The sequence below is a fragment of the Mycobacterium syngnathidarum genome (assembly GCF_001942625.1).
In the GTDB taxonomy this organism is placed as follows: domain Bacteria; phylum Actinomycetota; class Actinomycetes; order Mycobacteriales; family Mycobacteriaceae; genus Mycobacterium; species Mycobacterium syngnathidarum.
The window spans coordinates 1-18,733 of the sequence record NZ_MLCL01000063.1; the positions used below are offsets into that span (position 1 = coordinate 1).

The 18,733-nt window shown below is 67.1% G+C and carries 17 protein-coding genes and 1 tRNA gene; 12 read left to right on the forward strand and 6 right to left on the reverse strand.

The window, feature by feature from the left end; translation table 11 throughout:
* Together BKG60_RS17835 and BKG60_RS17840 are read left to right on the forward strand one after the other, a co-directional pair.
* A partial coding sequence (locus BKG60_RS17835; RefSeq protein WP_165617847.1) for an integrase core domain-containing protein occupies positions 1–127 on the forward strand: 127 nt, incomplete at its 5' end.
* A gap of 106 nt (positions 128–233) precedes the next feature.
* Complete coding sequence (locus tag BKG60_RS17840; RefSeq protein WP_070187140.1) at positions 234–968, forward strand: FadR/GntR family transcriptional regulator; 735 nt, start codon at positions 234–236, stop codon at positions 966–968.
* A gap of 2 nt (positions 969–970) precedes the next feature.
* On the opposite strand, the gene BKG60_RS17845 is transcribed toward BKG60_RS17840, so the two are convergent.
* On the reverse strand, positions 971–1,516 hold the full coding sequence (locus tag BKG60_RS17845; protein WP_070946733.1) for a hypothetical protein: 546 nt from the start codon (positions 1,514–1,516) through the stop codon (positions 971–973).
* An 11-nt stretch (positions 1,517–1,527) separates the two neighbouring features.
* The gene (locus BKG60_RS17850) at positions 1,528–2,034 is read right to left on the reverse strand and encodes a ribonuclease FAU-1 family protein (protein WP_207549616.1); all 507 of its coding nucleotides are present in this window, start codon (positions 2,032–2,034) and stop codon (positions 1,528–1,530) included.
* Between the two features lie 67 nt (positions 2,035–2,101).
* Here BKG60_RS17850 and uvrB point away from each other — a divergent pair, with 67 nt between their 5' ends.
* From uvrB to BKG60_RS17875, 5 genes are all read left to right on the forward strand, one after another.
* On the forward strand, positions 2,102–4,264 hold the full coding sequence (gene uvrB / locus BKG60_RS17855) for an excinuclease ABC subunit UvrB (protein ID WP_075909801.1): 2,163 nt from the start codon (positions 2,102–2,104) through the stop codon (positions 4,262–4,264).
* A 46-nt stretch (positions 4,265–4,310) separates the two neighbouring features.
* A complete protein-coding gene (locus BKG60_RS17860) occupies positions 4,311–5,702 on the forward strand; it encodes an MFS transporter (protein ID WP_070946735.1) in 1,392 nt (463 codons plus the stop codon).
* An 89-nt stretch (positions 5,703–5,791) separates the two neighbouring features.
* Positions 5,792–6,559 (forward strand): DUF899 domain-containing protein, encoded by a 768-nt coding sequence (locus BKG60_RS17865; RefSeq protein ID WP_070946736.1) that lies wholly within the window; start codon positions 5,792–5,794, stop codon positions 6,557–6,559.
* 61 nt (positions 6,560–6,620) lie between these two features.
* Positions 6,621–6,691 (forward strand) — tRNA-Cys (locus BKG60_RS17870).
* Between the two features lie 57 nt (positions 6,692–6,748).
* Positions 6,749–7,597: an acyl-CoA thioesterase gene (locus BKG60_RS17875; protein ID WP_070946737.1), complete on the forward strand. Its 849-nt coding sequence runs from the start codon at positions 6,749–6,751 to the stop codon at positions 7,595–7,597.
* A gap of 1 nt (position 7,598) precedes the next feature.
* Here BKG60_RS17875 and BKG60_RS17880 read toward each other — a convergent pair whose 3' ends face one another.
* Entirely contained in the window at positions 7,599–9,137 is a 1,539-nt protein-coding gene (locus BKG60_RS17880; RefSeq protein WP_070946738.1) for a glycosyltransferase family 39 protein, read from the reverse strand.
* A 347-nt stretch (positions 9,138–9,484) separates the two neighbouring features.
* Between BKG60_RS17880 and BKG60_RS17885 the strand changes: the two genes are divergently transcribed.
* On the forward strand, positions 9,485–9,928 hold the full coding sequence (locus BKG60_RS17885; protein WP_065458495.1) for a universal stress protein: 444 nt from the start codon (positions 9,485–9,487) through the stop codon (positions 9,926–9,928).
* A 19-nt stretch (positions 9,929–9,947) separates the two neighbouring features.
* Here the strand turns inward: BKG60_RS17885 and BKG60_RS17890 are convergent, their stop codons facing one another.
* Positions 9,948–10,631: an MBL fold metallo-hydrolase gene (locus BKG60_RS17890; protein ID WP_120764959.1), complete on the reverse strand. Its 684-nt coding sequence runs from the start codon at positions 10,629–10,631 to the stop codon at positions 9,948–9,950.
* Between the two features lie 73 nt (positions 10,632–10,704).
* Between BKG60_RS17890 and uvrA the strand changes: the two genes are divergently transcribed.
* On the forward strand, positions 10,705–13,599 hold the full coding sequence (gene uvrA / locus BKG60_RS17895; protein WP_070946740.1) for an excinuclease ABC subunit UvrA: 2,895 nt from the start codon (positions 10,705–10,707) through the stop codon (positions 13,597–13,599).
* A gap of 2 nt (positions 13,600–13,601) precedes the next feature.
* Here uvrA and BKG60_RS17900 read toward each other — a convergent pair whose 3' ends face one another.
* Positions 13,602–14,762, reverse strand: a complete 1,161-nt coding sequence (locus tag BKG60_RS17900; protein ID WP_070946741.1) for a winged helix DNA-binding domain-containing protein — start codon at positions 14,760–14,762, stop codon at positions 13,602–13,604.
* Between the two features lie 3 nt (positions 14,763–14,765).
* Positions 14,766–15,038, reverse strand: a complete 273-nt coding sequence (locus BKG60_RS17905; protein WP_070187173.1) for a hypothetical protein — start codon at positions 15,036–15,038, stop codon at positions 14,766–14,768.
* Between the two features lie 178 nt (positions 15,039–15,216).
* Here BKG60_RS17905 and BKG60_RS17910 point away from each other — a divergent pair, with 178 nt between their 5' ends.
* From BKG60_RS17910 to BKG60_RS17920, 3 genes are all read left to right on the forward strand, one after another.
* Complete coding sequence (locus tag BKG60_RS17910; RefSeq protein ID WP_070187174.1) at positions 15,217–15,720, forward strand: lipoprotein LpqH; 504 nt, start codon at positions 15,217–15,219, stop codon at positions 15,718–15,720.
* 71 nt (positions 15,721–15,791) lie between these two features.
* Positions 15,792–17,540: a tetratricopeptide repeat protein gene (locus BKG60_RS17915; protein WP_070187161.1), complete on the forward strand. Its 1,749-nt coding sequence runs from the start codon at positions 15,792–15,794 to the stop codon at positions 17,538–17,540.
* A complete protein-coding gene (locus BKG60_RS17920; RefSeq protein WP_070187162.1) occupies positions 17,522–18,733 on the forward strand; it encodes a CHAT domain-containing protein in 1,212 nt (403 codons plus the stop codon). The genes BKG60_RS17915 and BKG60_RS17920 overlap by 19 nt, the downstream gene beginning before the upstream one ends.

An 18,733-nucleotide genomic window follows, 5' to 3' on the forward strand; every position in this document is an offset into this window, starting at 1 on the left:
GGCCCGTGCAGCGACCTACCCGGACTGGCTGCATCACTACAATCACCACCGACCCCACACCGGCATCGGCGGCAAGACACCCATCGAACGCCTACGCGTTCACAACCTGTGTGGGAATTACACCTAGGCCGCTGGCCTGCACCAGGTTTCGCGCACAACCACCGGACGGCCAGATGTCTGGACCGCGGGGGTCGGCCGTGCGGTAGCGTTTGGGGCGTCCGAAGGGGGGACGCGTGTCAACAGCCAAGCCGACACTGGTACCGGTCCGCCAGATCGCGGCGCATGAGCTGGTGGTCGACCAAATGCGGCGGGCACTTGAACTCGGTCAGTTCCGGCCCGGTGACCGGCTGCCCACCGAACGCGAATTGTCCGACATGCTCGACGTTTCCCGGACCACGGTGCGCGCTGCCGTGGGAGTTCTGGAAGGCGAGGGGCTGATCACGGTGCGACGCGGCCGTGGCGGTGGATTCACCGTGCAGGCGCCTCAGTACGACCCGGCCGAGATGCGCCGCGAGTTGCGCCGCAACAAACGGGCGATCCGCGATGCCTTCGACTACCGCGTCATCGTCGAAACCGGAGCTACCCGGCTGGCCGCGGAGCGACGCCGTGCCGGCGATGTGACCGAACTGCGCAGGCTGCTCAGAGGCATGGACGCGGCGCTGCAGGTCGGGATGGATGAGCCCTCGGCTCGGCATACCACGGATTTCCAGACCCTGGACTCGGCGTTTCACCTGGGCATCGCCCAGGCCGCGCAGAACGACCGGTTACTGGAGGCAGTGGCTGACGCCCGACGGCGGATGTGGTTACCGGTGGGCGCGATCTTCGGACATCTGGAGCCCAACGCCAATGACTATCACGAGGCGATCCTCGAAGCGATCGAGAGTCGTGATCCCGAGTTGGCCGCCGCGCAGATGGCTGCGCACATCGACGACACCCGGCACACGGTCGAGTCCTGGATGAAGCGCTGACGCTAGGTTGCCGGAGGCTCGGGTTCCGCGGGCGCCGCGGGATCGGCGACCGACGGAACGGCGTCGGTGATGGTGCCCGGCACCGGATTGTTCAGCGTCGCCCCGCAGGGCAGGCTTCCGTAGTTCGGATCATCCTTGGGCCGGGTCAGCCGAGGACCGACGAAGGTGTCGGCCTGGGCGACGATCTGGTCGTCCACGAGGATCTCGCAGTGCAGGTTGGCCGAGTACGGCCAGTCGATGCGAACCGTCATCCCGGCCGCCTCGGGATTCGACACCACGCCGGTGGCTTCGAACACCCGTCCGGGCAGCATGGAGGGGTCGGCGGTGTTGATGTTGTCGTCGTCGATCTTGTAGGCGATCGTTGCATTGCGTGATACGCCGTCGATCCTCGCGCGGTAGGTGACGTTGTGTAGTTTCTGGTCGGGTAACGGCTCGACCTGAGGCGGCGCCTCCGGGTCAGCCTGTGCCGTGGCGGGTAGCAACAGTGCGCCGGTGAGCAATCCTGCCAGCGCGGGGAGGGCTCCCCAGGCGTACTTAGCTGAGCTCATGAATCCTGACCTTACGCGTCACGCCACGTGAGGGCCATTCCGTTGTCGGACATCCACTGGTCCAGCCGATAGCCGCAGCCGGCCAGACCCTCGATCGCGCCGGCGGCGGTCTGCACCGCCTGCTCGCCGACCTCTGGGCTCAGCAGACCGTGCCGCACCGCGGTCAGCAGTTCGTCGACATCGCACAACTCGACGCCGCGACCGGTGCGGATCACCAGGTCCAGGTAGTGATCTTCGGAATGCCAGGTGGTCGGGCCCGCGCTGTAGCGGCCGATGTCGAGGTAGAAGTCCTGATCACGCTCGTGGCCGGGGTTGAAATGGAACACACTGGCCCGCAGCCCGAGCGAAGGCAGGAGCCAGGATTCCAGGTAGTGGAACTGGGCCCGGCCCGGCGTCGGCCGGGCCATGTAGAGGCCCCAGGGCTCGACGGTATAGACGTCGACCGCCCGCACGATGCCTTTGGGATCGGTGTTCGTGCGGGCGAGCAGGTCGAATGTCTCGTGTTTGGGCGGGTGGATGGGCCAAGCCTACGCGTGCAGCGAACGCGGGCGGAAGTTGTCGGTATGCAGTTCTACGCTGGTGAGCATGGCCTTCGCGACCGAACACCCCGTGCTGGCGCATTCGGAGTACCGGGCTGTCGATGAGATCGTCCGTACCGGTGCCCGGTTCGAGGTGGTCAGTGAGTATGACCCTGCCGGTGACCAGCCGGCCGCCATCGACGAACTGGAGCGCCGGATCAAAGCCGGCGAGCGCGACGTCGTGCTGTTGGGTGCCACCGGTACCGGCAAGTCGGCCACCACGGCGTGGCTGATCGAGCGGTTGCAGCGGCCCACCCTGGTCATGGCGCCGAACAAGACCCTGGCCGCACAGCTTGCCAACGAGTTGCGGGAGATGTTGCCGCACAACGCCGTCGAGTATTTCGTCTCGTACTACGACTATTACCAGCCCGAGGCGTACATCGCCCAGACTGACACCTACATCGAGAAGGACAGCTCGATCAACGACGATGTCGAGCGGTTGCGGCACTCGGCGACCTCGAGCCTGCTGTCGCGGCGTGACGTGGTCGTGGTGGCCTCGGTGTCGTGCATCTACGGTCTGGGCACGCCGCAGTCCTATCTCGATCGCTCGGTGGAGCTGGCCGTCGGCCAGGAGGTGCCGCGCGACGGCCTGCTGCGGTTGTTGGTGGATGTCCAGTACAACCGCAACGACATGGCGTTCACCCGGGGCACGTTCCGGGTGCGCGGTGACACCGTCGAGATCATCCCGTCCTACGAGGAGCTCGCGGTGCGGATCGAGTTCTTCGGCGACGAGATCGAGGCGTTGTACTACCTGCACCCGCTGACCGGTGACATCGTGCGGCAGGTCGACTCGCTGCGGATCTTCCCGGCCACCCACTATGTGGCAGGCCCGGAGCGGATGGCGCACGCCATTTCGACCATCGAGCAGGAACTCGAAGCGCGGCTGACCGAGCTGGAGGGGCAGGGCAAGCTGCTGGAGGCTCAGCGGCTGAGGATGCGCACCAACTACGACGTCGAGATGATGAAGCAGGTCGGGTTCTGCTCGGGCATCGAGAACTACTCGCGCCACATCGACGGCCGGCCTGCGGGTTCGGCACCGGCGACACTGCTGGACTACTTCCCCGAGGACTTCCTGCTCGTCATCGACGAGTCCCACGTCACGGTGCCGCAGATCGGCGGCATGTACGAGGGGGACATGTCCCGCAAGCGCAATCTGGTGGATTTCGGCTTCCGGCTGCCCTCGGCCGTGGACAACCGGCCGCTGACGTGGGAGGAATTCGCCGACCGCATCGGGCAGACGGTGTACCTCTCGGCCACCCCGGGGGCCTACGAGATCAGCCAGGCCGGTGGCGAGTTCGTCGAGCAGGTCATCCGCCCGACCGGTCTGATCGACCCGAAGGTGGTGGTGAAGCCGACGAAGGGTCAGATCGACGATCTGATCGGCGAGATCCGCTCCCGCACCGAGCGCGACGAGCGAGTCCTGGTCACCACGCTGACCAAGAAGATGGCCGAGGATCTCACCGACTACCTGCTGGAACTCGGCATCAAGGTCCGGTACCTGCACTCCGAGGTCGATACGTTGCGCCGCGTCGAGCTTCTGCGACAGCTGCGCCTCGGCGAGTACGACGTGCTGGTCGGTATCAACCTGCTGCGGGAGGGGCTGGACCTTCCCGAGGTGTCGCTGGTCGCGATTCTCGACGCCGACAAGGAGGGCTTCCTGCGCTCCACCCGCAGCCTCATCCAGACCATCGGTCGCGCGGCCCGCAACGTGTCCGGCGAAGTACACATGTACGCCGACAAGATCACCGACTCGATGCGGGAGGCAATCGACGAGACCGAGCGTCGCCGGGCCAAGCAGATCGCCTTCAACGAGGCCAACGGGATCGATCCCAAGCCGCTGCGGAAGAAGATCGCCGACATTCTCGACCAGGTGTACCGCGAGGCCGACGACTCGGAGTCGGTCGAGGTGGGTGGCTCGGGACGCAACGCCTCCCGCGGCCGGCGGGCCCAGGGCGAGCCGGGCCGGGCGGTCAGCGCCGGGGTCCGGGCCCCCGGTACAGACCCCACGAACATGCCGCGCGCCGAATTGGCCGATCTCATCAAGGATCTGACCGAGCAGATGATGACGGCCGCCCGCGATCTGCAGTTCGAATTGGCGGCCCGGATCCGCGACGAGATCCAGGACCTCAAGAAGGAGTTGCGGGGGATGGACGCGGCCGGTCTGAAGTAAGCCGGTCGTTGACCTCAACAGCGGTTCAGCTTCTAGCGTCGTCGGTGTGACCGACACCGTGACGCCCGATACCGGGACCTGGCGGCAATTGTTGGGTGCCCGGTATCTGGGTGCGTCCACTGTCCTGGCCGGTGGCGTGCTGCTGTATGCCACCAACGAATTCCTCACCATCAGCCTGTTGCCTGACGCGGTGTCCGACATCGGCGGCCGGCGGTTCTACGCCTGGGTGACGACGGTGTACCTGGTTGCCTCGGTGATCGCGGCCACCACAGTCCATGCGTTGCTGATGCGGTTGGGGCCGCGGCGGGCGTATCTGTTGGGGCTCACGGTATTCGGTGCCGGAAGCCTGGGTTGTGCGCTTGCCCCGAGCATGGAGGTGCTGCTCGCCGGCCGGACCGTGCAGGGTTTCGCCGGGGGGATACTCGCCGGCCTGGGATACGCCGTGATCAACACCGCGTTGCCGAATGCGTTGTGGACCAAGGCTTCTGCGCTGGTATCGGCGATGTGGGGGGTCGGCACGGTGATCGGCCCGGCCTCGGGCGGCCTGTTCGCACAGTTCGGGCACTGGCGGTGGGCCTTTGGCGTGCTGGTGGTACTGACGGGTGCGATGGCCGCGCTGGTTCCGGTCGCGCTGCCGGCTCGCGGGAGGGCATCGGCACCGGCCCCCGGCATTCCGGTGCGGTCGCTGGCCGTGCTCGGCGCGGCGGCCATGGCGGTCAGTGTGGCCGGTATCCCGCGCGACTGGCGGGCCACGGCCGCCCTCCTCGTCCTCGGGGTGGCGCTGGTGGTCGCGTTCCTGATCCTCGACCGCCGCGCCGGCGCATCGGTGTTGCCGCCCAGCACATTCGGACCCGGGCCCCTCAAATGGATCTACCTGAGTTTGGGCGTGCTGATGGCCGCCACCATGGTCGACATGTACGTGCCGCTGTTCGGCCAACGGCTGGCACACCTGCCACCGGTGATGGCCGGGTTCTTCGCGGCCGTGTTGTCGGTCGGCTGGACCGCGGGGGAGATCGTCAGCGCATCCCTGCGGAACCGGCGCGTGGTCGTGCGCACGGTCGCGTGCGCGCCGATTGTCATGGCGGCCGGGCTCGCGGCCGGTGCGGTGCTGATTCGGGACGGGATAGCGCCGTGGCTGGTGGTGCTGTGGGGGCTCGCGCTCGCGGTCACCGGGGCCGGTATCGGTATCGCCTGGCCGCATTTGTCCGCATGGGCGATGCGAAGCGTGGACGATCCAGTCGAGGGGCCGGCCGCCGCGGCGGCGATCAACACCGTGCAACTGATCTGCGGCGCGTTCGGAGCGGGTTTGGCCGGCGTCGTGGTCAACCTTCGCGACACCGGGGATGCGGGTGCGGCACGCTGGCTGTTCGGGGTTTTCGCGGTGCTCGCAGTGCTCGGAGCCTTCGCCTCGTTCCGGTCCGGCCGGCGGGCCGGGTAGCCCGGTCACCTGTGCGCACGATTGCGCACGATGAGTTTCGCCGACGGCGTGAGTCTCACCCGTATAAGACCACTACGAGGAGTGATTCGATGCCCCTGACACTGAATGCCTACCCAGATGTCGTCGATCGGGACGAGTGGCTGGAGGCGCGCAAGAAACTGCTGGCCGCCGAACGTGAGGTGACGCACCTGCGCGACGAGGTCAACGCCCAACGACGGCGGCTACCCATGGTGAGAGTGGAGAAGGACTACACGTTCGAAGGGCCCGATGGTGAAGTGCGACTCGCCGACCTGTTCGAGGGCCGTAGCCAGCTCTACATCCATCACTTCATGTGGATCGACGCGATCGATCGGGGTTGCCCCAGCTGCACCGCCGCAGCCGACCTGACCTTCACCGCGCAGGACCGAGAGTTGTTGCACTGCAAGGACGTCACGTTCGCCTGCGTGTCCCGGGCGCCGTACGCCAGCATCGCCGCGTACCGGGACGAGCACGGTTGGACGTTCCCGTGGTACTCGTCGCGCGACAGCGACTTCACCTACGACTATCACGTGACGCTCGACCCGGCCCGCGCGCCGATCGAATACAACTACAAGTCCGCCGATGAACTGCGTGCCGACGGGTTCAGCGACGACGATCTACGAGGAGACTGGCCAGGGGCAAGCGTCTTCCTGCGCCGCCGTGACGAGGTTTTCCACACCTACTCGACCTTCGCGCGCGGGCTCGACCACTCCGCAGTCGGGTATCCGTTCCTCGATCTCACCCCGTACGGACGTCAGGAGCCGTGGGAGAACTCGCCGGCCGGCTGGCCCCAGGGCGGGGCAGCGGCCGGCAGGCCGGTGGGGGACGACGAGGGCTAGCGATCGTCGCGATCGAAACCATGGGCGGGCACCTGCGCGGCTGGCACAGTAGCCAGTCGATGCGGGTGTGGCTGAGTGGTTAGGCACCGGCCTGCAAAGCCGTTTACACGGGTTCGAATCCCGTCACTCGCTCGATGGTGAGCCCCCGCCCGGTTGCGGGCGGGGGCCACGGATAATGCTGCGGTGCCCATGTTGCCCCTCGCCGAAGTCCTGTCCACGCTCGAACTGACGGAGTCGGGTGACGGCACGTTCGTCGCCGAACAGCGGGACAACGCCAGCCATCACATCGTGGGTGGCCATATCGCCGCGCAGGCCCTGATGGCCGCCAGCCGCACCGTTCCGGGCCGGCTGCCGCACAGCCTGCACGTCTACCTGCTGCGGGCCGGTGACGCCCGGTACCCGGTGCAGATGGAGGTGACCAACCTGCGCGACGGCGGGTCGCTGTCCACCCGCCGGGTGATCGGGCGCCAGGGCGGTGAAGTGTTGCTGGAAGCCCTCGTCTCATTCAGCGTCGCGATGGAGGCCGCGGATTATCAGCAACCCCGCCCCGAGGTGCCTGACCCCGAAACGCTGCCGCCGGTCGAGGAACAGCTGCAGGCGTTCGCCGACGAGGCCCACGGGTACTGGGTGCGCCCGCAGTGGATCGAGCGGCGTTACATCGATCCGCCGCCACGGCTGGCGATCGATCTGCCCGAACCGCCGGCGCGTACCCGGATGTGGTGGCGCCCTGCCGAACCTGTCACCGACGATCCCGTCGTCAACAGCGCTCTGCTGACGTACTTTTCCGGAACCTCGTCGCTGGACTCCACGGTGTCGATGCGGCGAACCACCCAGGTCACTGTGTTCTCCGCGTTGATCGACCTCGCGGTCTGGTTCCACCGGCCCGCGGATCTGACGGATTGGGTGTTGTCCGACCAGGTTTCACCCAGCGGTATCAACGGTCGCGGACTGGCCAACGCCACCGTCTACAACCGGGCCGGACAGCTTGTGTGCTCGACGACTCAGGAGATGTACTTCGGCCGGGCGCGGCGCGACTGATTCACCGATTCGACTTCACCACCTGGGCGAAGTTGAACTGCCAGCGTTCGACGATACGGAAGCCCATGCTCTCGGGCACCTGGTAGGCCGGCGCACGGTCGAGTCGCGGCCCTGGCGGAAGCCCTGAACCGCTCTGCCGGCTGGGCACCTTGGCGTCGCGTTCGGAGACGGTCCACAACACGGTGCACTTCCGTATCTCGTCGGCGACACCCCAGATCCCCAGGTGTGCATCCCACAACCGATTCCGCTGCCAGGCCGGCCTGCCCCGGCCGGGGTCGATGAGGTGCGCGTACGCGGCGGGACGGGCGGCGGTGATGGGGCGGATCGGGCCCGGCTTCCATGACGTGGTGTTGTCGAAGACGATGCAGTCACCGGGGGACGAGTGCGCCGTGATGACGTCTGCGACCTGGCTGAAGTCCATGCCCTCTTTGGCGTACGGGCCGCGCTGCCCTGTGATGTAGTTCGGTGTCGCGGCCAGGGCGAGCACCGCCAGGGCCGCGGTGATCCGTTCCCGGCTCCGGGCCAGGGCCACCACACACACGGCGAGCAGCAGCGCCATCGCCGGCGTGGTGAAGCAGAGGTAGCGCGGGTAGTAAAGCGGTTGGGCGACAGCTGAATACACCACCAGCACTGCGGTGGGGCCCAGAACCCATACCCCGGCTATGGCCACGAGGCGCCGGGTGCTGTCATCGGTGGGCCGTAACCGGCGAACCAGCAACGGAGCACTCAGTGCCGCGCCTGCCAGTACCGCGAAGGCCACGCTGTGGTCGAAGTACTGCTCCAGCAGGATTTCCACGACCGTGTGCAGACCCGGCGGCGAGATCCAGCCGACCTGAAAGCTCTGCGAACGACACCACAAGACGAACGGAACCACGATCAACACGGCAGCCGCGGTGGCTGCGGCCCATCTGGTTCGAGTACTCCGGCGGTCGCTGAGCAGCGCCACGGCAACGGCGTGCGGAACCACCATCAGTACCACGAAGACGTTCAGCACCGTCGAAAACATCAGCAGCGCACCGTATGCGGCCCACTGCGCGGCGCGGCCGCGCCGGATCGCCACCACGAGCAGAACCGTCAGCCACACCGCCGCCAGCGTCGACCACGCATAGGAACGGGCTTCGATGCCGGCCCAGGTGATCCTGGGTAGCATGGCGAAAATAATTGCGGCACAGACCGATAGCGTCCGGTTGCCGAACTGTCGGCCGAGTATCGCGACTCCACCGGCGGCGCCACCGACTGCCAGGCAGCTGGAGAAGCGGGACCAGAACTCGGTTGCCGGTAACACAGCGAACCAGCCGTGCATGCCGAAGTAGTAAAGCCCGTGTACGGCGTCGATATGACCGATCAGGTCCCACAGCTGAGGAACCGTGCGGGTCGCCGCCGATATGGTGGCCGCCTCGTCGAACCACAGCGACGGCCGGGCCGCCCCCAAGGCACACAGCACCATGGCGAATGCGGCCACCGCCAAGGCGTCGAATCGGGTTTCTCGATCGACCCGGCGGTCCGTGCCATCGGCACGGTCATTCAGCGATAGATCCACGTCAGCGACCGTGTCACCCCCCTCAACCGAGGCAAAGGTTAGCCTGGGGCGCTCGACTCGCTCTCTCCGACAGTGTGATTGCCGACCGTGGCAGATAGATGAGCTGGATCACTACCGGTGGCGAATCGTCCTGACGGCAACCCTGATTCGGTGGACGTCGACTACGTCACGCTCGGCACCGATTTTGCGGTGCCGAGGGTTAATATCAGTGCCGAATCGCCGTTTCGGGACGCCAGTATCGGGTCCAGTTGTCGGTTGTCCGTGTGGGTGTGGTGATTTGCGCCCCTGGCCAGCGGCGACGGGTTACTGTCTCGGGTGGCGTTGCAACTGACAGTGGGAGGGTATTGATGAGCGCGTATCGAACCGTGGTGGTCGGCACGGACGGATCTGATTCGTCGTTGCGTGCAGTCGACCGCGCCGGTCAGATTGCCGCCGGCTCGAATGCCAAACTGATCGTGGCAACCGCGTACTTCCCCCAGAGCGAAGACCAGCGTGCCGCCGATGTGCTCAAGGACGAGGGCTACAAGATGGCAGGCAATGCGCCGATCTACGCCATCCTGCGTGAGGCGACCGACCGGGCCAAGGCCGCCGGGGCCACCGACATCGAGGAGCGGCCGGTTGTCGGCGCCCCGGTCGATGCGCTGGTCGAGCTGGCAGAGGACGTCTCGGCAGACCTGCTGGTGGTCGGCAACGTCGGCCTGAGCACGATCGCCGGCCGGCTGCTGGGCTCGGTGCCCGCGAACGTGGCACGCCGGTCCAAGACCGACGTGCTCATCGTCCATACCAGCTGAACCCGTACGGGCTGACCGACTACCAACCGCGCTCGCGCCACTCCCCGAGGTGGGGACGTTCGGCGCCGAGCGTGGTGTCGTCTCCATGCCCGGGGTACACAACCGTGCGGTCGTCGTAGACATCGAACACCTTGGTGCTCACATCGCCCAGGAGTCGCTCGAAGTCACCGGGTTGCCAGGTCTTGCCGACCCCGCCGGGAAACAGACAGTCACCGGTGAACAGGTGTGTGACGCCGTCGGGTGACTTGAGCGCCAGCGCTACGGAACCCTCGGTGTGACCCTGCAGGTGGATCACGTCGAACGTCAGGTCGCCGACCGTGATGGTGTCGCCGTCGGCCAGGATCCGGTCGGGCGTCACCGGCAAAGGATCGGCGTCCAGGGCGTGCGCGGCCGTCGGAGCCCCGGTGGCCTCCGCCACAGTTTTCAGTGCCTGCCAGTGGTCGAAATGCTGGTGGCTGGTGACGATCAGCGACAGTTTGGGTGTCTGCTGTCTGATGACGTCCAGGAGGACTTCGGCGTCGTTGGCGGCGTCGATGAGCAGCGTTTCACCGGTGGAATTGCAGGTCACCAGGTAGGCGTTGTTGTCCATGGGGCCGACCGAGATCTTGATGACCGAGGCGTTGGGCAGGGTTCGGCGGGCAGCAGTGCCCGGCTCCTGGTGCCCGGTGTAGGTGTCGGTAACCGCGATGTTGGGGCTGGTCATAGCGCCACCGTAGCGGGCTTGTCGGTGGCCGCACATAGCATGGGCGTGAAGTCTGTCGTCGGAAAGGAAACGCGTGGCTGACCGCCTGATCGTGAAGGGTGCGCGCGAGCACAATCTGCGAGGAGTCGACCTCGATCTGCCCCGTGATGCGCTGATTGTGTTCACCGGCCTGTCCGGGTCCGGCAAATCCTCGCTGGCCTTCGACACCATCTTCGCCGAGGGGCAGCGCCGCTATGTCGAGTCGCTGTCGGCATACGCGCGCCAATTCCTGGGGCAGATGGACAAGCCCGATGTCGACTTCATCGAGGGCCTGTCGCCCGCGGTGTCGATCGACCAGAAATCGACCAACCGCAACCCGCGGTCGACCGTCGGCACCATCACCGAGGTCTACGACTATCTGCGTCTGCTGTACGCCCGCGCAGGCACCCCGCACTGCCCGGTGTGTGGTGAACGCATCGCCCGGCAGACCCCGCAGCAGATCGTGGACCAGGTGCTGGCCATGGACGAGGGGCTGCGTTTCCAGGTGCTGGCCCCGGTGGTCCGCACCCGCAAGGGCGAGTTCGTCGACTTGTTCGAGAAGCTCAACACCCAGGGCTACAGCCGGGTGCGGGTGGACGGCGTGGTGCATCCGCTGACCGATCCGCCCAAGCTCAAGAAGCAGGAAAAACACGACATCGAGGTGGTTGTCGACCGGCTGACGGTCAAGGCCAGTTCCAAGCAGCGGCTCACCGACTCGATCGAGACCGCGCTGAACCTGGCCGACGGCATCGTGGTGCTGGAGTTCGTGGACCGCGAGGACGACCATCCGCACCGCGAGCAACGCTTTTCCGAGAAGCTGGCCTGCCCCAACGGCCACCCGCTGGCCGTGGATGATCTTGAACCCCGGTCGTTCTCGTTCAACTCGCCGTATGGCGCCTGTCCGGAGTGCACCGGTCTGGGCATCCGCAAAGAGGTCGACCCCGAACTGGTGGTGCCGGACCCGGAACTGACCCTGGCCGGCGGGGCGATCGCGCCGTGGGCCGTGGGGCAGAGCGCCGAGTACTTCACCCGGATGCTGTCCGGGCTGGGCGATGCACTGGGCTTCGACATCGATACCCCGTGGAAGAAGCTGCCCGCCAAGGCGCGCAAGGCGATCCTGGAAGGCTCTGATCACCAGGTCCACGTCCGGTACAAGAACCGATACGGGCGCACCCGCTCCTACTACGCCGACTTCGAGGGCGTGATGGCGTTCCTGCAGCGCCGCATGGAGCAGACCGACTCGGAGCAGATGAAAGAGCGCTACGAGGGTTTCATGCGCGACATCCCGTGCCCCGAATGCAACGGCACGCGGCTCAAGCCCGAGATCCTCGCGGTGACGATGTCCGCGGGGGAGTTCGGCGCGAAGTCCATCGCCGAGGTCGCCGAGCTGTCGATTGCCGACTGCGCGGAGTTCTTGAATGCGCTGACCCTGGGGATGCGCGAGCAGGCGATCGCCGGGCAGGTGCTCAAGGAGATCCAGTCGCGGTTGGGGTTCCTGCTCGATGTCGGGCTCGACTATCTGTCTCTGTCCCGGGCGGCCGCCACCCTGTCCGGCGGCGAGGCACAACGCATCCGGCTGGCCACCCAGATCGGCTCCGGGCTGGTCGGCGTGCTCTACGTGCTCGACGAACCGTCCATCGGTCTGCACCAGCGCGACAACCGCAGGCTGATCGACACCCTCGTGCGCCTGCGCGACCTGGGCAACACGTTGATCGTCGTCGAACACGACCTGGACACCATCGCTCACGCCGACTGGGTCGTCGACATCGGCCCGGCCGCCGGTGAGCACGGCGGCCGCATCGTGCACAGCGGCACGTACCAGGATCTGCTGACCAACCCCGAATCCATCACCGGCGCTTACCTTTCCGGCAAGGAGAGCATCGAGGTCCCGGCCATCCGGCGGCCCACCGACAAGCGCCGCCAGGTCACCGTGGTCGGCGCACGGGAGAACAATCTCAAGGAGATCGACGTCGCCTTTCCGCTCGGCGTGCTCACCTCAGTCACCGGTGTGTCCGGCTCTGGCAAATCGACTCTGGTCAACGACATCCTGGCCTCGGTGATGGCCAACAAGCTCAACGGCGCCCGTCAGGTGCCAGGCAGGCACACCCGGGTCAACGGGCTCGACCAGCTGGACAAGCTGGTGCGCGTCGACCAGTCACCCATCGGCCGCACGCCACGGTCGAACCCGGCCACCTACACCGGGGTGTTCGACAAGATCCGGTCGTTGTTCGCCGCCACCACCGAGGCCAAGGTCCGGGGCTATCAGCCCGGCCGGTTCTCCTTCAACGTCAAGGGCGGTCGGTGTGAGGCCTGCTCGGGTGACGGCACCATCAAGATCGAGATGAACTTCCTGCCCGACGTGTATGTGCCCTGTGAGGTGTGCCAGGGCGCCCGGTACAACCGGGAAACCCTTGAGGTGCACTACAAGGGCAAGACCATCGCCGAGGTGCTGGATATGTCCATCGAGGAGGCCGCCGAGTTCTTCGAGCCGATCAGCTCGATCCACCGGTACCTCAAGACCCTGGTGGATGTCGGCCTGGGCTACGTGCGCCTCGGTCAGCCGGCACCGACTCTGTCCGGCGGCGAGGCCCAGCGCGTGAAGCTGGCCGCCGAGCTGCAGAAGCGATCCACCGGGCGCACCGTCTATATCCTCGACGAGCCCACCACCGGTCTGCACTTCGAGGACATCCGCAAGCTGCTCAAGGTGATCAACGGCCTTGTCGACAAGGGCAATACGGTGATCGTCATCGAACACAACCTCGACGTGATCAAGACCTCGGACTGGATCGTGGACATGGGTCCCGAAGGGGGAGCCGGCGGCGGCACCGTTGTCGCACAGGGCACTCCCGAGAATGTGGCGGCCAACCCGGACAGCTATACCGGGCAGTTCCTGGCCGAGCTGGTGGAGGCGCCTGCACCGAAACCCAAGCGGCGCAAGGTCAGCGCCTAGGCTCAGCGCTTGGACAGCGGCGAGGGGAACCTCGGGTTGGCGCGGCCGCCGGCCAGCCAGCCGGTGAGGGCGTCCGCGCGCTGCTGCAGCGCGCGGGTGCCGTGGCGACCGATCTCTTCGAGCAGATGCAGCTGGACGCGGCCGTCGGCGTCCTGACCCCAGCCGCCCACGATTCGGCCGTTCCACCAGGCCGTCGGCCCGCCGTTGCCGTTGGTGTCGAACACCTGGGGACGATGGTCGCCGAGATACCAGTCGCGGTCGAACCACCCCATCGTGGTGACGTCCAGGCCGGGCAGGAGCGCCGCCCATGGTTCAGGTTCCGGCTCGATTTCAAGATCGTCGGCCAGCGCGTAGCCGGCCGTGCCGTGCAGATCGACCTCGACCGCACCGATGTCGCGCAATGCCTGACGTGCCCAGGTCAAGGTGTTGCCGAACCACCATTTGATGTCGGTGACCGTGGCCGGGCCGAACGTGCGCAACCAGGTGCGCACCAGCTCGGCGCGGGCATGGTCCGGTTCGGCCGTCGGCACCGGCGCCCCCAGCCAGTCGGAGGTGACCGTCCACCGCGGTCGTGAGTTGGTCCAGCCGCTGTCGTTGGGGCCGCGGATGATCTCGCCGCGCACCCCGAGCACTGTCAAAACCCTTGGGGTCAGCGGAGTCTGACCGCCCCAGGTCTTTCCGGGCGCCGGGTCGTAATTGCCGGCGAGTTCGGGCAGCGCGGTGCGCAGCTGCGCCGCAGGCGTTGGACCGTGCTCGCGCAGGTGCGCCAGCACCGCCCGGCATGCGGTCGCCAGCCACTGGGCTCCGTCCCCGGCCACACCGGCTTTCTCCACATCGCCGATGAGTTTGCGCTGCTCGGCGCCGGCCACCCGGTCACTTGCCCCGGCCTGCACCAGCGGAAGGTCTTGCGCGCGCACGATCCACAACGTGCGACGCATCGCGAGGTGTTTGAGCAGGGTGCGCCGCGCGTACAGCTCGCTGTCCAGATCGTCGACGGTGAAGCCCGGCAGGCGCGCCCACAGGGACAAGTAGGGAGTCGAGGGATCAGTGGCGTGCAGGCCCACGACGGCGCCCGTGGCGTCGGCGACAGAGGTCGCCGGTTGGCTCAGGAAGTGACGACGGGCCAGCCGAGCGCGACGCTCGGCCACGGTGAAAGAGCGCATGGATCAGGTGTCGTCCTTGTGCATGGACTCCCGGATCTGCTGCAAGCGCTCGGCAGCCGCCTGCTGGCGCTTCTCGTACTCCTCCTCGATGGATCGACCCTCGGGTGTCTCGGCGGCCAGTTCGGACGCGCCGAGCGCGGTGCCGTACCGGGTCTCGATCTTCTCCCGGACCGCGTCGAATGTCGGCACCCCGGCCGCGGTGTAGCCGGCGTCAGGCGTTTCGACCGGCCCGGGCGAGCCGGTGGCCGAAGCCGGGGGGACGATCTCGCCCTCCATAGCAGCGGGCTCCTGGGCTTCCTCGGGTTGATCCGGCTGCTCTGGGTCCTTCGTCACCAGGCCCACGTTACCTGCGGGAACCGACATTTCTTGGGATCGGTAGCGGTTGGGTCCGCCTTGACTTGGGGCACGACGGAGCCATCGGGGCAACGCGGAACGAAGGGAAGACGCAATGACCATCAATCGAGTTATCGCGGGTGCCATGGGACTGCTCGCAACCGGCGCGGTGGTGGTGGGCTGCTCGAACGACACCTCCGCTGACAAGCCGGCGGACAAGCCCGCCGCGTCGGCGGCCGATACCGCCGATGCCAGGGTCAGCTCGGGCAGCAACGCCCAGGTCAAAGTCGACGGATCCGATCTGGCCGGGCTGGACCTGAACTCGGTCACCTGCGTCAAGCAGGGCGGCAAGATCAACGTCGGCAGCGCCGCGATCGGAGGTCAGCAGGGCCTCGGCGTGGTGATGACCGACGAGGCCACCCCGAAGGTCGAGTCTCTCGGCCTGGTCTACGACGGCAGCGCTCTGGCGGTCAGCGAAGCGATGGGCGTCAAGGTCGGTTCGGCCGAGGTCAAGGTCGACGGGGACACCTACACCATCACCGGTGAAGCATCGGGCGCCGACATGAAGAACCCGATGGCCGGGATGATCAACAAGCCGTTCACCATCACGGTGTCCTGCAGCTGATCTCCCGACATGGCGGGCGTGCCTGGCAGACCCATTGCCGGGCACGCCCGCCCCTTTTATATGGTGCGAAGGTGACCATCGCCGGCGATCTCGACCGCGCTCGTCACCTGGCGCTGGCCGCCGACGAAGAGGCCGCCCATGATCTGCTGGTCTCGTTGCTACCGCGGATCGAGCAGGCCGACCGCGACGACTATGCGTTTGAGGTGTTCGCCCAGCTCGGGGAGATCTTCCTGGTTCGCACCGCGTACGACGGTGTGGTGGAGAGCATTTCCCGGACGCGTGACACCCTGGCGATCTATGCTGCGATCCGCTCGGGACAGCGGCCCGACCTCGCCGCGGAGACCACGATGCCCGACGCCGAGATCGATCACATGATCTGTCGCTACACCAGGCGAGTGGAGTTCCTCGAAGCCGGGTTGGCCGCCGCCCGTGGCGATCATGACGGCGCCGCAGCGCATCTGAAGGCCCTGATCGAAACCTCGGGCGAATTCGACGATCTGGCCGCCGAACATCGTAACCTGATCTGCCGCACCAGAATTCTGATCGCGACCGCCCTGTGCGACGACGATCTGTACGCCGCATCGGTACCGGTGTGGGCCGAGGCGCTCGACGACCTGCAGAATACGGGGCCCGGCGCTGACGCCGAGACCGATCACCTGTTCGTCACCGGGGCGCTCGGCTACGGCCGGTTCTGCGTCGAGTCCGGCCGCCTCGACGAGGCCGAACCGTGGCTCCGCCGGGCCGGTGCCCGCGCCGAGGCGCGGGGCTGGAAACTTGCCACTGCCCGCGCCCAACTGGAGCGCGCCGCGGCATCCTGGTCGGGCGCGCAGTACGCCGAGACCCAGGATTTGGTGACCGAAGCCTATCCGGTGATCGCCGAGCATGCCCGGGCCCACGACGTGTCGCGAAGCTGGCTGTATTTCGGTTTGATTCGGTTGGGGCTCGGCAGACTGCGCGAGGCCGATGAATGCTGGGCGCACGCCGAGCGGCATTGGCGTGAGATAGAGCGACCCCTGCATGTTCACCGGATCCTTTTGCAGCGCAGTTGGATAGCTCTCTTTCGCGGCATGTTCGACGAGGCGATCGCGATGGTGGAAGAGGCCAGGGCGCTGCTGGATGCCTCGCCGCGGCACAGTTGGCTGCAGTACGCCCGCCTGGATGCCCACCTCGGCAACATCTGGCGCGCTGACGCACTTGCGGGGATGGGCTTCGACGGCCTGGGCAAACCGGGCCAGAGCTGGGAGCAGGTCGAGGCGCGGCATGCGGCCGGGACCGGTTGGTACAACTGCCGACCGGGGAGCCGCAAATACCGCCGTGGCATGGTGAAGATGCAACGGGCGGTGGATCTGAAGGTGCCCGCAGCTCTGGCCGTGGATTCGGTGCGCTACACGATCCCCGACGCCGGAGCCCGGGCCCGGTGGGCGGCTACGGTTTCCGCGCCGCTGTTGGCGGGTGCGTTTGCGGTGGCGTGGGAATCGGACAACACTGAGTTGCTCTGCGAACTCGTCGAATATCACAGTGCACGAGGAACTTTCAGCACTGATCCCATCGATGACCCCGGCTCCTTGGCGGCCGCCGACTGGGCGGAGACGGCCACAGCCGCGATGCCGATCGAAGCGGAACTCGCGCCACAACTGGCCGTCGCCGCTGCGGCCGGGCCGGTGGAGGGTCACGGCGGGCTGACCCGGCTCGGACCGCTGCCGCCGCTGCGGATGGACCCAACCGCCGGACCGATCATGAGCCGTTATCGCGAAATGGCACTTCAGCGGTACGGCCGCGACGTCACTGCGCCCGGCGGGGAATGGACGACCTGGCCGTGACCGAGACCCTGGTAATGCGATTCGCCGACGTCGGCATCGCCACCTACGCGAGCCTGCGGGTGGTCGGTGCGCCGGAGCGTTCGGTCACCTGGGTGCTGGAGGAACCGCACCTGGACGCGATCGCGTCCGCGCTCGCTCCGTCGCTGCCGGACCCCGTCGGCACCGAGTCGCCTGCGCAGGCGATCGAAAGGGCCATGACAACAGGAGGATTCGCCTCCACGAAGGCCGAGCTGGAGCTTGCCCGACTGCTGGGTTCACATCTGATCGGAATCGACGGCTGGCAGCTGCTGGCCGACTGCGTGGCGGCACCGCGACCGGTGCTGTTCATCACGCCGAGCCCCCGCCTGGGCCGGGTCCCGTGGGGACAACTGGCCATGCAGGGCCGAGACGGGTTCCGGGTGATGGAGCTGGCCGACGTGTTGATGGCGGTGCCGCCCAACATCGTTCACGCGCCACGCCGCCACAGTTCATGGCAGGACCGGGCCGATCGGCCTTCGGTGTTGCTGCTCGATCCACGTATCCCGGGACAGCGGCCCGATTCGGCCCTGGGTTCAGTGCTGGGCCGACCTTCGGCGGAGACGACGCTGTCGCGTCATTTCGGTGGTCTGGTCGCCGAAGGCGCTGTGCTTCCCACCGTCACCGAGCCCGTCGAACTGTTCCGGCGCACCGAAACCGACCGGCGCTGGCTGGCCGACGCGTGTGCGCAGGACCCGAGCCGCCTCGTTTACGTCGGGCATGCCAGCGCCGCCGACGGTGATGCCGGGTACGCCGACCGGGCTGCACTGCACCTCGCCGAGGAACGACCGCTGACCGCGGGGGAGATGATCGCGGCGCAGCTTCCGATCCCACCGCGGGTGGCGCTGCTGGCCTGCGCGTCCGGCGGTGACTACCGGTTCGACGAGGCCGCCGGTCTGGTGGCCGCGATGATTCTCGGTGGTGCGCAACTGGTCACCGCGACCTTGTGGTCACTACCGACGACCGCGGGCTTCCGGCAGTTCGGCGGTGCCCCCGCAGCCGATCCCATGGCCGACACCATCGTCGGGGTCGATCTCGCCCACCGGGAAGACGAGGCGGGCCTGGCGGTGAATCGCTGGCAGCGCGCCACGATGCGCCGCTGGCGCGACGGTGACACCACGGCCAGCCCGCTGTACTGGGCCGCGATGGCCACGTTCACCGTCGATGGCGCCCGCTGA